Below are 15,724 nucleotides of genomic sequence, written 5' to 3' on the forward strand. Positions count from 1 at the left end.
TTCGAGCGGTTTCAGCCGTTCTCTTGACGGGCGGGAAGAACGGATCTGTGAAGGAGTGGTGCGGTGGTGGCCCGGATGTCGGTGGCGCGGGCGCGGCTGGTAGCGCTGGGAGCCCTGCTCGTGGTGGCCTGCTCGGCCTGGTTGATTCCACTCTCGGTCGCCGCGTTCGGCAGGGACGGCAGAGTGATCGAGAGCTCGGAGGCGGTCAGAGCGCGGCACGCCGCGGAGCGTGTGGGAGTTGCGCCCGTTGATCTGGTCCTGACGGTCACCGGTGACGGGCGAACCGGGCGTACGGCGGTTGACGCTGCTCAGATCGTTTCGGCTGCCTTGCGTCGCGAGTCCGGTGCGCGCGCCGTATGGTCAGGTGCCACCGCGGATCAGCCGGCACTGCGTTCCCGCGACGGGGCTGCCGTGCTGGTCCTCGCGAGCCTGAACGGATCCGTACTCGAACGGGAGAAGAGTGCCGACCGACTGGTGGCGCGGGCGCGGGCCGTGGTGCCGGCCTCCACGGTCCAGGCAAGCGGGCCGTCGTGGACGCTGGAGCGTGTGGACAGCCGTATCGAGCACGACTTGCTGCGGGCGGAACTGCTAGCGGCGCCGGTCGTATTCGTCGTACTGCTGATCACATACGGCTCGTTCGTCAGCGCTCTGATGCCGGTGCTGGTCGCCGGGGTTGCCGTGCTGTGCACCATCCCGTTGCTCGGTGGCATGGCACGGTTGGTCCACGTCTCGGCGTTCGCGGTGAATGCTGCCCTGGCCATCGGATTCGGCCTTGCCGTCGACTACACGCTGTTTCTCCTCGCCCGGTACCGAGAGGAACTGGCCGAGGGGCTGGCACGTGGCGAGGCGTTGGTGGTGGCCGTGCGGACCAGTGGTCGCTCGGTGGCCTTCTCCGCCGCCGCGGTCACGGTGTGCCTGGCCGCTGTGACGGTCGTCCCGGTGCCCCTGGTCCGAGCGCTCGCCTTGGCCGGAGTGACCGTCACACTCCTGTCGGCCACCGTGGCGCTGCTTCTGACGCCTGCCTGCGTGGTGCTGCTGGGACCACTGTGCGAACGAGGTGACCCCTTCCACCGTTGGCGGCGTACCAAGCTCGGCCAGGGCAGCCCCTTCTGGCGCCGGACCGCACAGGTGGTGACCCGGCGGTGGGCTGTGGCGGGCGGTGTCGTCGTGGTCCTGCTCGGCACGATGGCGTGGCCCTTCGCTCACGCTCGGCTGGGCATCATGGATCACCGCGTCATGCCCGCCACCTCGCCCGTGGCATCGGCCGGCGAACGGGTCCGGGACGAGTTCGCCGGTGCGCCGGAGCAGGTGGTCACGGTGGTGCTGTCACACCCGGCCTCGGCGGCACGGCTGGCCGGGTACCGGCATGCGCTGGCCGCTGTGCCGGGTGTGACCGGCGTGCGGGTGGCGGCCGGTGCTCCCGGGGCGGGAACCGTTCTCGCTGCCACGACCACGGTGCGAGCAGGAACCGGCAGCGCCGCAGCTCTGGTCGAGGGAATCCGGGCGGTGCCCGCGCCTGGGCCGGTCCTGGTCGGCGGGAGAGCCGCCGAGGTCGAGGACACGCTCGTCGCCGCCAAACGGGCGCTCCCCTGGGCGGTAGCGTTGATCAGCGTCGGGCTCGCACTTCTTCTGGCTCTGTTCACCCGCAGCGTCGTCGCGCCCCTCAAGGCCCTGGTCGTGGCGGTTGTCAGCCTCGGGGCGAGTCTTGGAGCGGTGGTGGCCGTGTTTCAGGACGGCACGGCTCGCGGCGTGTTGGGGGGATTCACGGTTACCGGGACCCTCGACATCTCGCTGCTGTTGTTCACCTTGGCCATCGCCCTGGCCCTGTCGGTGGATTACGAGGTGTTCCTGCTGGGGCGGATCCGTGAGGAGTACCAGCGCGGTGCGGGCAATCGGGTCGCGGTGGTGGAGGGCATCGCCCGGACCGGGCGGCTGATGACGTCCGCCGCGCTGGCGGTGGCGGTCTCCACGTCGGCGATGGCCACCTCCTCCGTATCCGTGATCAAGATGATCGGGGCAGGAGTGGCCTTGGCCGCACTCGTCGACGCCGTGCTGGTGCGCGGAGTGCTGGTGCCGGCCGTCATGGCGGCGCTCGGTTCCGCCAACTGGTGGCTTCCCGCAGCCGCACGCCACCGCTCAGGCCTGTCCGCGCCGCCGGAGGCCGCCTGATCAACGCTCCTGGGAGCTGGTGCTCGTGCCGGATGACGCGCTCGGCGGCGCAAGCCCGACCAGGATGTGCCGCCACAACGCCGGACGCTGTCCGCCCGCCAGGAGGCTCGGTACGCCAGACCACACCGCACCACCCCCTGCGCTCGCGTGAAGGACAGATAAGGCCTCATGCCACCCGCGAGGTTGTACATCATCGACGCCCCGAGCAGACGCGCGCCGAGACATGAGCCGACGGCCGAGAGCGGCAGACGAAGTCGGTAAGCCACCAAGCGATTGCCGAGGAGCGTTCTGCTCCCTTCGTCACGGGTGGACATGGGGATGACGGCGGCGAAGTCCCGTTGGCCGTCGTCATTGCCGGCCGCTGTCGGCGAGGCGTTCAGCCGCAGCGCCCAGGCGAAAGCCGCCAAGCAGATGTCGTTGCCCGTACATCGAGCGGAACGGGCGATTTCTTGGACGACTCGCTCGGGTACCTCCTCCCACGCCCATCGCACGGGACCAAGTGCTCCCTGGTAGGAGGATCCACCTCCAGGTCGAGAAAGAAGCCCGCTACGGGTTGTGGCTCGGTGTCTCTACAGGTGAAGCTCCGGTCGACTGGACCGAGGCGAACGCTCATTTCATCCCCTGATCAAGAGGTTGTTTCACCTTGGGACCGGCTCGTCGCAGGCGTGCAGCGACGTGTTCTCTGCTCGGCAGGGCAAGTGTGAAGACTTTGAGCCAAGCACTGCCCAGTTGTCCGAGGAAGGGGCCGGTGTTGTAGGGGAGTCCGTATTTGAGGCAGAGGGCCTGTACCTGTGGTGCGATTTCTCTCAGGCGACTGGAGGGCAGGTCCGGGAACAAGTGATGCTCGATCTGGTGGCCGAAGTGCCCGGTAAGAACATGGAAGAGCTTGCCGCCTTCGAAGTTGGCGCTGCACATCAGCTGCCGGTGGTACCAGCCTGCGCGAGACTCGCCTTCGACCTGTTGCTCGGTGAAGGTCTGTGCGGGCTGTGGGGTATGGCCGGTGAAGGCGGCCGAGAAGGTCAAGATGTTACGGATCAAACCCGCTGCCAGGTTACCGAGCAGGGTGCTGAGGAAGAGGGGGCCGGTGAGGGCCGGGAAGAGGACGTACTCTTTGAGTGCGCAGGAGCCCGCCTTGCGTCGCAGTCGCTGGAGGGTGGTACGGCTCTCCGACCACTTTCGTTTTCCAGTGGCAAGTTGATCCACCTGTACATCATGAAGAGCGGCCGCCTGCTCGAAGAACACCATGATGATGAGCGTGTACAGCGGGTTCCCCAGATGGTACGGATGCCACGGCTGGCCGTCGCTCATGCGCAGGACGCTGTATCCGATGTCTCTGTCCTTGCCCAGAACATTGGTGTATGTGTGGTGCTCGTAGTTGTGTGACCGGCGCCATTCTTCGGCAGGGTACATCCATTCCCACTCGAAGGTTTTCGACTGAAGCTCGGGGTCGCCGATCCAATCGTATTGACCGTGTAGGACGTTGTGCCCGATTTCCATGTTGTCCAGCATTTTGGCGATCGCCAGACAGGCGACTCCTGCGATCCAGGCAGGCGGGAAGAAACCGAAGAAGAAGAGGCCCCGCCCCGCGATCTCCAAGCGGCGTTGGACACGCACCACCGAGCGGATGTAAGCGGCGTCGCGTTCTTGCAGATCCGCGAGCACATGTCTGCGGATCGCGTCCAGTTCCCGTCCGAGTTGTTCCAGCTGCTCCGGTGACAGGAGCGGCTCGCCGTGGTCTTGTGTCACGCGCTGCCTTTCGTTCTTCACAGGTCCAGCAGCACATCTCCGTGGGGCACGGAGATGCAGAGCCGGATGTTCTCGTCCTCGCCGTCGGACACGGCGCCGGTCAGCAGGTTGCGCACCGATCCCGAGATCTTCCTGGTGGTGCAGGTGTGGCAGATGCCCATCCGGCACCCGTACCGCGGCTCGGCGCCGGCAGCCTCGGCCTGCTCCAGGAGAGTGCCTTCGCCGGCCGCCACCGTCACCGCGCTGCGGCTGAGCCGCACCGCTGCCCGACCGCTTCCAGCCTGGCCACCGCTACGACTCGAAGGGCCGGTGGCGCAGGGGACGAACAGTTCCGTGTGCAGCAGATCCTCGATGCCCTGCTGCGCCCAGAGGTCGCTGATCGCCTGTCGCAGACGCGGTCCTGAGCAGAGGTAGGTCGGGGAGGTGGAGAAGTCGGGAACCACTTGGTTCAGGTGATCCACGCTGAAGGGGCCGTGCAGATCCCCACCGTCTTCCCGGGTCGGAAGGACTGTGCAGACCGTGACGTTCGGATATCGCCGGGAGAGCTCACGGAGCTCGTCTCGGTAGACGATCTCCCGGGCGGACTTCGCGTAGTGCAGAAAGGTGACACGCCCGGCATGGTTCTCGTCGCACAACGTACGGAGCATCGACATCACAGGCGTGATGCCGCTGCCCCCGCTGATCAGCAGCAGGTGTCGTGGTCGCGGGGCGGGCAGTGTGAAGACGCCTCCGGCTTGCGACATCGTCATGACCATCCCGGGCCGGGCGTTCTGACGGAGGTAGGAGGAGACCATCCCGGCCGGATTCGACGCCACGGTGATCTCCACCTGTGCGGTGTCGTGCGCCGAGGACGCCGGAGAGAACAAGCGCCGCATGAGCACACCGTTGACGTCGACCCCGAACCGCACGTACTGGCCGGCTTGAAAACCGTTCCAACTGCCGTTCGGCCGCAGCCGGATGGTCACGGTCTCCGCCGTGCGGTGCTGTACGTCCACGACACGTCCCCTGACCTCGTGCACCGTCCATGTGGGGTTCAGGTGCTCCAGATAGCGGTCGACGCCGTGAGGGGCGGCCAGGGCTGCGGCGACGCGCGATCGCAGACCCCGGCGAACTGCGCGTCCCACACGGCCGCGGAGGAAGGAATGCATGGTGCCTCTTCGATCATGAGGTCGTCTCACGGCACTCGGAGTGGGCGCCAGGGCGAGGGTCGCGCCGCTTCAGCAACCTTCCGATGGCGCCGGCCGGTCGGGGGGCGACGACGGTGCCGGGTGAACAGTGTGCGTCAGTCGGGACGCCTCGACCGCCAATCCGCCGCCATCAGGTTGTTACCGTTTGTGTTCGAGGGGTGACACTGTGCTTTGCCAAGCGTGGCGGTCCTGTGATCTTGTACGTGCCGTGACAGTTCTGCTCACCGGAGGCACCGGATTCCTCGGCTCGCGCATCGCGCACGCCCTGATCGCCACCCGCTCCGAGCCCGTCGTGGTGCTGGGGCGCGGGGATCCGTCCCGCCTGAGGAACCGGATGGTCGAGGCTCTGCAAGCGCTCGGTGGGGGCGTCTTCGACGGACGTCATGCCGGCCACCTGCGGTGTGTGAGCGGAGACGTCACCGAGCCGTGGCTGGGCCTGGCTCCCGCGCTCTATGCTCGCCTGGCCGACGAGGTGGACGCCATCTGGCACTGCGCCAGCGACATCGCGCTGACCGGGGAACGTGAGCGGTTGCACCGGGTCAACGTGCACGGCACGGCCGAACTGCTCTCCCTCGCAGCGGTGACGCCGCCTCATTGCAGGCTGGTGCACGTGAGTTCCATGGCGGTGGCCGGCGCGCGCCCGAGCGGCCGCGTCATGGAGAGCGATCTGAGTGACGCGCACGGCTTCGAGACTCACTACGACGCCTCGAAGTACACGGCTGAATGCCTGGTGCGGCAGTGGGCGGAGCGGCACGGCCGGCCGGTGGTGGTCCTCCGCCCCAGCATCGTCGCCGCCGACCGGACGCTGCCGGAAGGCGCAGCGGGTCACTCGCTGTCCGTCCTGGGAGGCATGCTGGAGGCGGTGTCCCAGGGAGGCGCCCCGGGTATTCCGGCGCAACGCCCGGACGCACGGCGGCTCGTTCTGCGGCTGAGGGTTTCCGCCGATGCCAGTTTCAACATCGTCGGCGATCGGTACGCGACCGAGGCAATGATTCGTATCGGGCACGACCGCCGGTACAAAGGCGCGCATGTGCACACGTTCCACGTGGTGCATCCCGAGCCCACGCCGATCCCTGACCTGCTTGCCGTGATCGAGAGACAGTATCCGGGCCTGCGCATCGAGTGCGCGGACGACGACGTGCCGAACCCGACACCCGCGGAACAGTTCGTGGCAGGAAGCCTCACCGGCTTCCTCCGCTACTGCCGGCACCAGCGGGTGTACGACCGCTCGAACGCCGCTGCGGCCACCCCCGGCCTGCCCGATCCGGCTCCGATCGATGCTGCGTTCCTGCGAAGAGCCCTCGGGTTCGCACGCCATGACGCCGACCATCCGAGTCGCACGCACTGAAAGCCGTGCTGTCGCACCCTTCCGCTCCCCTCCGCGTCGTTCCCTCTCCGGAGACCAGCCTTGTCTGCACAACTGCCGTTCCCGTCCGATGACTCCATCGCCGTCGTCGGGGCCGCCTGCCGGCTTCCCGGCGGGATCGACTCGCTCGCCGATCTCTGGGCCGTGCTCGTCACCGAGCGGGACATGGTCGGTGAGGTCCCCGCGGACCGCTTCCCGGCCGGAGACTTCGTCGACCAGAACCGACGGCGCCCGGGCCAGTCCTACACGGCCGCCGGCGGCTTCCTTCGTGACATCTACGGCTTCGACTCCTCCTACTTCACCGGGATCTCCCCCCGCGAGGCGTCTCGTATGGATCCGCAGCAGCGTCTGCTGCTTGAGATGGCGGTCGAGGCGCTGGACGACGCGGGCATGGATTCCACGGCTCTCGAGGGATCCGACACGTCGGTGTTCGTCGGTTGCTCCAGCCGGGACTACGGTGAGCTTCAGGCGCACTCTCCGGAGTCGGGTAACGCCTACACCGTGACCGGTATGGCGGGTGCCATCGTGGCCAACCGGCTCTCGCACTTCTTCGACTGGCGCGGCCAGTCGGTCATGGTCGACACGGCTTGCTCGTCGGCGCTGACGGCGGTGCACCAGGCGTGTGAACACCTCAAGAACGGACACTCCCGCGTCGCTGTCGCGGGCGGGGTCAACGTGCTGATCAATCCCCAGGGTTTCAGTGGCTTCTCGGCCGCCTCGATGCTCTCCCCGACCGGCCGCTGCCGCGCCTTCTCCGCACAGGCGGACGGGTTCGTGCGCGCCGAGGGCGGCGGCCTGGTGCTGCTGAAGCGACTGTCCGACGCGCGCGCCGACGGTGACCGCGTCCACGGCGTCATCCTGGGCAGCGGGACCAACAACGACGGCCGCACCCCCGGGCTGGCGCTGCCCAGCGCGTTCGCGCAGCAGGCTCTGCTCCGAGACGTGTACGACCGGGCCGGCGTGCTCCCCGACGACCTCGCCTATCTGGAGGCCCACGGCACGGGCACCCCGGTCGGTGACCCGTTGGAGTGCGAGGCCGTCGGCCGAGTGCTGGGCCGAGGCCGCAGCACCGGCGCACTCCCGATCGGGTCGGTCAAGACGAACGTCGGGCATCTGGAGGCCGCCTCGGGCATCGCCGGCCTCCTCAAGGCGCTTCTCGTCCTGAAACACCGGCGGATCCCGGCTTCCCTGCACTGTGAACAGCTCAATCCGTCCATCGACTTCACCGAACTGAACGTGCACCCGGTGACCCGGCCGCAGCCCCTCGCCCACGACGGTCTGCCGTTGGCGGGAGTGAACTCCTTCGGATTCGGCGGGGCCAACGCTCACGTGATCCTGGCGGCCCCCGCACCGAACACCCCTGGCGCCGACAAGACGGCCTCGGACTGTTCGACGTCGCACCGCGCCCTGCCGGTCGTGGTCTCGGCCCGTACCGACGAGGCCCTGCGGGTCGCCTGCCAGGACATGGCCCAGCACCTTCAGTTCACCACCGACACCCTCTACGACGTGGCGTACACGGCCACGGCACGGCGGCACCATCACGAACGCCGCTTCGGTGTGCTGGCCACCTCCGCCGCCGAGGCGGCCGACGCCCTGCTGTCCATGGCCGCGGCCGATGACACCGCCCCCTCGGCACCGGTGACCGGCCGGCCGGGGAAGGTGGCCTTCGTGTTCAGCGGCAACGGCTCGCAGTGGCCGGGCATGGGCACCGACCTGTTGCGCACGGAGCCCGTCTTCCGAACCGCCGTCGAGGCCGTCGACGTCGAACTCTCACCGCAGCTGGGCTGGTCGGTGCTGGACGAACTCACGGCGGACGCGCCACGTCTCGTCCGGACCGAGGTGGCGCAGCCCCTGCTCTTCGCCGTCCAGGTCGGCCTGCTGCGTCTGCTCGCCTCCTATGGCATCGAGCCCGACGCCGTGACCGGCCACAGCGTCGGTGAGATCGCCGCCGCCTACGCGAGCGGCTGCCTCGACCTGCGGCAAGCCTGCCAAGTGGTCGTCGCACGCAGCACCGCCCAGGCCGCCACCGCCGGGACCGGACGCATGGCCGCCTGCGGCCTGGGCCCGAAGGAGGCGGAGAAGGAGCTGGCCGCCTACCACGGCCGCATCGAGATGGCCGGAATCAACAGCGACCACGACGTCACCCTGGCGGGCCACGCCGATGCACTGGCAGAGCTGGGACGGCAGCTGACCACACGGGAGGTGTTCTTCCGCGAGCTCGACCTCGACTACGCCTTCCACAGCAGGGCCATGGACGCTGTCCGGCAGGAGCTGACCGGCAGCCTGCTGCCGCTCCGGCCCGGCCGTCACCAGCGCACGTTCGTCTCCACCGTGACGGGGGACCGCCTCGAAGGCGGCCGCCTCGACGCGGACTACTGGTGGCGCAACGTCCGTGAACCGGTGCGCTTCGCCGCAGCCGTTCGTGCGCTCGCCGACAGCGGCTGCACGCAGTTCGTGGAGATCGGACCCCACGCCGTGCTGGCCGGCTACCTGCGCCGCCTGGTCGGAGCGGAAGCCACCGTGGCGCTGTGCCGACGCGAGCAGGACGCACCCGCCTCCGTCCGTCGCGGGGCCGCTCGCGTGATCGCCGCCGGCGCACGTCCCCACCGCTGCTTCCCCCGGCCCGGCACGGTGGTCTCCCTGCCGTCGTACCCCTTCCAGCGCGAACACTGCCGCAACGGACAGCCCGACTGGTGGGTCTCCGTGCCGCAGGACAAGACCCTGACGCACCCGCTCCTAGGCCGGCGTGCCGCGGTCGCCGAACCGACCTGGCACCAACTGCTGGGCACCAACCGCCTCGGCTGGCTCACCGACCACCAGGTGGACGGCACTGTCGTCATGCCCGGCGCCTGCTACATCGAGGCGTTCCTCGCCGCGGGGCGGGCCGCGTTCTCGGCCACCTGCGAAGTGACCGACCTGGACATCGTCCGCCCCCTCACCCTCCCGGACGATGACGACCCGACGAGCGTCACCGTCCAGACGTCCCTCTCCCTGGAGGACGGGCTGGCTTGTTTCGCCTCCCGGACCACGCCTGCGGGCGACTGGACGCTGCACGCCCGCGGCCGTGTACGCCGACTCCTCGATCCTGCTCCCCGGGCCATCGATCCGGCGGTGGTGCGCGCCCAGCTGTCCGGGCCCGTGATCGCGGCCGCCACCCACTACGACCATGCCGAACGGGCCGGTCTGGCCTACGGGCCCGCCTTCCAGGTCCTGACCGCCCTGTACGTGGGCGACGGCGAGACATGGGCCGACTACCGACTGCCCCTGAATGACCAGGAGCCCCTCGAAGCGCACCCGGTAGTCCTGGACGGGGCGCTGCAGACGTCCGGCCCGCTACTGGCGGCGGTGGCGGACGGCAAGATGTTCCTCCCCACCGCTGTCGGGGCCACTCGCGTGTGGCGGTCGCTGCCCGGCCAGGGGCTGGTTCGCGTACGCCTGCGCGACCTGTCCGGCTCCGACGCGCTCGTCGACATCGTGATCGCGGGGGAGGACGGCACCGTCTGTGCGGAGCTGACCGGCTGCCGTATGAGAGGCGTGGAGGCCGCCGGGGGGAAGCCGGCACCGGTCCAGGAGCTGACCCACACCCTGCGAGCCGCCGACAGCACCTCCCTCCCGTTCGACGTGGCCTGCCTCTGGCCGGACCCGGAGGAGACGGTGACGGCCACAGCCGCACAGCGCTCGGAACTCGAGGCCCGGCACCCGGACGGCTATGCCGCTTTCGCTCCCCAGGTCAAGACCGCGGTCGGGCACTGGGCGGCCGCCGCCTTCACCGAACTGCTGCCCCAGGCCGACGAGTTCGGCATCGATGACCTGCTGGCTGCCGGTGTACGGCCACAGCACGGGCGTTACCTGCGTCTGCTGGCGCGTCTGGCGGAGCGGGCCGGTCTGCTCCGTGCGGTGACCGTCGACGGGGAGGACCGCTGGTGTCCGACCGGCGTCGCGCGGCCACACGAGCAGACACAGCAACTGGTCGACCGCTTCCCCGAATGGGTCACCGCCGTTGCCGTCTACGTCCGCTGCGGCAGGCATCTGACCGACATCCTCACCGGCCGAGCCGACCCGCGTGAACTGCTGTTCACCGAGGCGGATCGACACCTCGTCGAGGGCTTCTACTCCGACACGCCGCAGGTGCGGATGCAGGCCCGCCACGCAGGTGTCCTGCTGGCCCGCATGCTGCGCGACTGGCCGAAGGACCGGCCGCTGCGCGTCCTGGAGGTAGGCGCCGGAACCGGCGGCCTCACCGCTCACCTGCTGCCACTCCTGCCCGCGCCCCTGACGACCTACGTCTACAGCGACGTCTCAGCCGCCTTCTTCCCTCGTGCTCGAGCCCGCTTCGCGGACTTCGGCTTCGTCACCTACCGCACCCTCGACCTCAACAGCGATGCACGGGAACAGGGCTTCACGCCCGGAAGTTTCGATCTGGTCGTCGCCTCGAACGTGCTGCACGCCACCCGAGACCTGAGGGCGAGCTGCGGACGTATCGCCGAACTGCTCGCCCCGGGCGGTCAGCTGCTGGCCGTCGAGAGTCATGACACCGACATCCTGGGCCCCTGCTTCGGCCTGTTGGAGGAGTTCTGGGCGTTCACGGACACCGACGTGCGCAGCAGCCCGCTTCTGGACCGGGATTCCTGGCCCGCCGTGCTGCGCGCCGGCGGCTTCGACACGACCGCCCAGACCGGCAGTGCCCAGTCAGAGGCCGACCAGGACTACTCCGTGCTGCTCGCCCGGCGCGCCGAGGCAGGCACGGCCGCCGTGCCACCGGCACCCACACGGGCCACGGGCCACTGGGTCATCGTCACCGCAGACCGCGGCAACGCGCGAGCCCAGCATCTGGGGCGCGCGCTCACCGCAGCCGGTGCCACCAGCGTCCACATCACCGACGGTGCCGCACAGGAGCCCCTCACGTCGGCGCCACCTCCGGTCGCAGTGGTCGCGCTCCTGTGCGAGACGGCCGCCGTCGACGACGCCGTGGACACGGTCGCCGGGAACACCGAGCTGATCAGGGCGGCCGCGGCACTGTGCACCCCGGCCGGCGACGGCACGTCGGCTCTGTGGGTGGTCACGGGCCCCACCGGACTGTTCCCCAGTCCCGAACACACCGACGAGGCGTCTCCGGTGTACGCCGCCGCCTGGGGCGTGGGCCGTGTGCTGGGCAACGAACGCCCGTTGCTGAAGGTCCGGCGCGTCAGCCTGCAGACCAGCGGGGACGTCGATCAGGACACCCAGCGGCTCACCAGCGAACTGCTGCACCCCGATGACGAGGACGAGGTGGTCCTGACAGGCGGCGGACGGTTCACACCCCGGGTCGCCACCCTGCCGCCCGTCACACGGACCGTGCGGGCCGGCGATCATTACGCGCTGCATCTCGAACGTCCAGGTCATGATCCCGTCGTGACCTGGACGGCTACGGACGCTCCCGTACCCGCCCCTGGCGAAGTAGTCGTACAGGTGCGCGCCGCCGCACTCAACTACCGCGACGTCATGCTCGCCCAGGGAATGCTGCCGCCTGGTGCCGAACCGGCCACCGGTACCGCACCGCGCCTCGGGCTGGAATGCGCGGGTGACGTCGTGGCCGTCGGCCCGGACGTGGCCTCCTCACACGTCGGCGACCGGGTCTACGCCTTCGCGCACGGAGCACTGGCCTCCCACGTGACCGTGCGTCTCGAGCAGACCGGCGGCATCCCCGACCACCTCACCTACGCGGAAGCCGCCACCCTGCCCGCCGTCTACCTCACCGTCCAGCACAGTCTCGAACGCTGCGCCGGGCTGCGGGCCGGGGAGACCCTGCTCGTCCACGGTGGTGCGGGCGGCATCGGCCTGGCCGCCTTGAGCCACGCCCGGCACGTGGGGGCCCGGGTCGTCGCCACCGCCGGCAGTCCGGCCAAGCGTGATCTGCTGCGCGCTCTCGGTGTCGAGGACGTCCTGAACTCCCGCGACCTGTCCTTCGCCCACGACGTACGGAGGCTGACGGGAAGCGGCGTCGACGTCGTCCTCAACTCCCTGGCCGGTGAAGCGATCGGACGCAGCCTGGAATGCCTGCGTCCCGGGGGTCGGTTCGTGGAGCTCGGCAAGCGGGACATCTACGCCAACAGCCCGCTGCTGCTGCGCCCGTTCCGCGCCAACCTCTCCTACCACGCGGTGGACATCACCCGCCTGATCGTCGACACCCCCACCGAGGCCGCCGCCGCTTTCGCCACGGTCACTCGCCGGATCGCCGACGGCACCTACCGCCCGCTGCCGCACCGGGCCTACCCCGCAGGCCGTGTGGCGGAAGCCCTGAGCAGCCTGCGTCACTCCAGGCACCTGGGTAAAGTCGTGATCACCTTCTCCGGTACCGAGCCGGTGGAGGTGCACCAGCCCGTCGGCTCGGTGCGGGTGGATCCGGCGGCGACCTACCTGATCACCGGGGGGCTGAGTGGTCTGGGTGCTGCCACCGCCCGCCATCTCGCCGACCGCGGAGCCCGCCACCTGGCCCTCATCGGCCGTCGCGGAGCCACCTCGCCCGAAGCATCCGCTCTCCTGGAAGACCTCGGCCGGCGCGGTGCCCAGGCGACAGCCCTCGCGGCCGACGTCACCGACCGCCAGGCCATCACCCGCATCATCCGGGAGGCAGCCGAGCAGGGACGCCCGGTGCGGGGGGTCGTCCACGCCGCGATGCAGCTGGACGACGCGCCACTCGACGAGCTGACACCCGATCGCGTCCGCCGAGTCCTCGCGGCCAAGGTCCGGGGCGCGCAGATCCTCGACGAGGCCGACAAGGACTGCGTACTCGACTTCTTCGTCACCTACTCGTCCGTCGCCGCGCTCGTCGGCAACCTCCACCAGGCTCCGTACGCCGCCGCCAACCTCTACCTGGAGAGCCTGATGCGCAGGCGGCGAGCGCAGGGGCGTCCCGGCCTGGCACTGGCCTGGGGCGGCATCAGCGACACCGGCTACGTCGCCCGCACACTGCTGGCCGACACGATCGCCCGCTCCGGAATCGGCCTGATCAGTCCGCGGGCGGCCATGGACGCCCTTGACCGGCACCTCGCGCGGGGCAAGGAGCCGGCCGTCACCGTCGGCGTCATGGACTGGGAACGACTCACGCACATCCTGCCGGCTCTGACCGGACCGCGCTTCGGCGCACAACTCCGTGACGTGACGGGAACGACGAACCCGCAGGCCGCTGACGGCCTCAGGCAGCGTCTCAAGAAGGCCACGGACGACACCGAACGCATCACCCTCATCACAGATGCTCTCACGGCACTCGCAGCGGACATCCTGCAGACCAGCGCGGACCGCGTCAGCACCACCGCCAACCTCACGGACCTCGGCCTCGACTCACTCATGGGTGCCGAACTCAAGGTGCAGCTGCAACGGGCGTTCGGGTGCGAGTTCCCCCTGATGGAACTCATGGGTGCGGCCACGTTGGCCGGCGTCGCCCAACGCCTCGGCGTTCTGGTCCAACGGCACGAACAGGAACCGACCGGCTGACGAAGCACTGCGGTCCGCGGCCTCTGGTGGCGGCCGCACGCCCTGGCCGTCACCGGAAGAAGCCCTGCCGCGGGACGGCGACCTGCCGTCCCGCCCCCCGGGAACGGATGCCACCGAAGGGTTCCCTCATGATGCAAGTCGACGTCTTCGTCGCTTATGGCACCGGCGCCATGTTCGCGGCTTCCGCCGCGCGCCATACGTACGGCGGACGACGTGCTCCGGCGAGCGGGCGCCTCCGGCTGCTCAGCGCTCCCCTCTTCCCCTGTGCACTGTTCCACGTCCTCTTGCTGGCACCGGCCTGCGTATGGCTGCTGGCACGGTTTCCCGCATGGGAGACCATGCAGGTGATGCAGAGCGCATCGGTATGGGCGAGGGCGCTCTTCGGCGCGGGTACCGTCGCCTTCGGCATCGCCGGATGTGCCGCCGGGCGCCGGTTCTCGGCCAAGGGCGATCTGCCGGCGGCCTACGCGAACCTGACCGCTCCCTGGGCCCTGGTGTTCATCGTCCTGACGTACGGCTGGGACGGCCAGGGCTACTGCCGGTTTCTGTCGCCCACGACCTTCGACCCCGCCTCCTGCGCGAACCGTCCCTTGCGGACGATGGCCGGAGCCTGGGCACGCTCCGACGTCGCGGTCGCTACGGCCGCTGTCGTCGTCGTGGGTGTATCCGCAGCCGTGGCGGTGATGACGTGTCTGCACGCGACCGGGGCCCGGCAGGCGGGACTCGCAGCGACCCGGAGCGTCCCCGCTCTCCTGGGTTTCGTGGTGGGCGGTGTGCTCCTGCCCAGCGTGGTTGTCGCGGTGCTCGCGGCCGCGACGGCTTGGACGGTCGGACCGGTAGCAGGGGCAGGCGTGCTGGTCTCGCTTCTTCTGCTGTGCAGCACACTCGGCTGTGCCCACGGGCGGACGCCCTTGAGTGCCGTGCTGATGCACGGTGCCGCCCCGGCGTCCGAGTAATCGTCAAGAGCGGTGGATCGGTGGGGACACGAGCGCGAGGGTGCCGTCGTGATGACATCGATGGTTCGGTGAGTGCCGAACCGTCCGGCCGGTAGCGTGCCGAGTCCTGTGCGGGAGGTACCCGCGCTGGTGACGCCGGAGGCGACCCGATGCCGGAGAAAGACCTGAAGCAGCAGCTCGCCGAGCGGTTCCGCGAAGTCAACGGCGACCATCCGATGACAGATGCCGATGACGTGTACGTCAGCGGGCAGTTCGCCGTCCTGGAGGAACTGTGCGCAGTCCACGGCCGTGATGCCGATGCGGTCCGCCGGCTGATGCTGGGGCAACGTCTGCCACTTCCGGGATATCTGCGCTCCGACGGTGCGGAGATGGTGCCGGCCGACCTGTTCGCTCTCGCCGACGAAGCCGGCGGGGTGGAGCTGCTCGAAGCGTGGTTCACCGCTCACTGGGCCGACCCGGTCACCGGGAAGGCGGAGTGGAACGCGTATCTCAGCGGGCGGTACGTGTGTCTGCACTCGGTGACACCGGCCGCCATTCAGCGCAAGGATCACCTGACGACCGCGATCGGTGCCGCAGTGAACGAGCCGGATGCGAGGTCAGCGCGGTGGTTGGAGCGGCTGCACGCTCTGGTCGACGAACTCGACACGCTGGAACCGATGTTCACGGCCTACGACCGTCTTCGGTTCGGCGGACCCACGTCCCGGGACACCTGCATCGACGCCGTACGCGTCCGCTTCCCGCTCCTTTGACCCGGAGCCATGAGAGGAGCCGTCGGCGAGGGAAGGACCTTCGCGTGTGCCCTCCCGAGCCGATCCACAGGTGATGAG

General features: G+C 69.4%; 7 protein-coding genes. 5 read left to right on the forward strand and 2 right to left on the reverse strand.

Features of this window, described 5'->3' with window-relative positions; genetic code table 11:
• Positions 1-63 precede the first annotated feature (63 nt).
• A complete protein-coding gene (locus ACGFT2_RS26815; RefSeq protein ID WP_393282647.1) occupies positions 64-2,169 on the forward strand; it encodes an MMPL family transporter in 2,106 nt (701 codons plus the stop codon).
• A 609-nt stretch (positions 2,170-2,778) separates the two neighbouring features.
• Here ACGFT2_RS26815 and ACGFT2_RS26820 read toward each other — a convergent pair.
• Both ACGFT2_RS26820 and ACGFT2_RS26825 read right to left on the reverse strand, forming a co-directional pair.
• Positions 2,779-3,936, reverse strand: a complete 1,158-nt coding sequence (locus tag ACGFT2_RS26820; protein ID WP_393282650.1) for a fatty acid desaturase family protein — start codon at positions 3,934-3,936, stop codon at positions 2,779-2,781.
• Positions 3,933-5,063, reverse strand: coding sequence for a ferredoxin reductase (locus ACGFT2_RS26825; protein WP_393282652.1), 1,131 nt, complete (start codon positions 5,061-5,063; stop codon positions 3,933-3,935). The genes ACGFT2_RS26820 and ACGFT2_RS26825 overlap by 4 nt, the downstream gene beginning before the upstream one ends.
• A gap of 247 nt (positions 5,064-5,310) precedes the next feature.
• On the opposite strand from ACGFT2_RS26825, the gene ACGFT2_RS26830 reads away from it, so the two are divergent.
• The 4 genes from ACGFT2_RS26830 (at position 5,311) to ACGFT2_RS26845 (ending at position 15,646) form a co-directional block, all read left to right on the forward strand.
• A complete protein-coding gene (locus tag ACGFT2_RS26830; protein WP_393282654.1) occupies positions 5,311-6,450 on the forward strand; it encodes an SDR family oxidoreductase in 1,140 nt (379 codons plus the stop codon).
• Positions 6,451-6,510: 60 nt separating this feature from the next.
• Positions 6,511-13,941, forward strand: a complete 7,431-nt coding sequence (locus ACGFT2_RS26835) for an SDR family NAD(P)-dependent oxidoreductase (RefSeq protein WP_393282657.1) — start codon at positions 6,511-6,513, stop codon at positions 13,939-13,941.
• 128 nt (positions 13,942-14,069) lie between these two features.
• Entirely contained in the window at positions 14,070-14,897 is an 828-nt protein-coding gene (locus ACGFT2_RS26840; protein ID WP_393282660.1) for a hypothetical protein, read from the forward strand.
• 149 nt (positions 14,898-15,046) lie between these two features.
• A complete protein-coding gene (locus ACGFT2_RS26845) occupies positions 15,047-15,646 on the forward strand; it encodes a DUF6058 family natural product biosynthesis protein (RefSeq protein ID WP_393282663.1) in 600 nt (199 codons plus the stop codon).
• Positions 15,647-15,724 lie beyond the last annotated feature (78 nt).

The sequence above is a fragment of the Streptomyces sp. NPDC048514 genome (assembly GCF_043199955.1).
GTDB lineage: Bacteria > Actinomycetota > Actinomycetes > Streptomycetales > Streptomycetaceae > Streptomyces.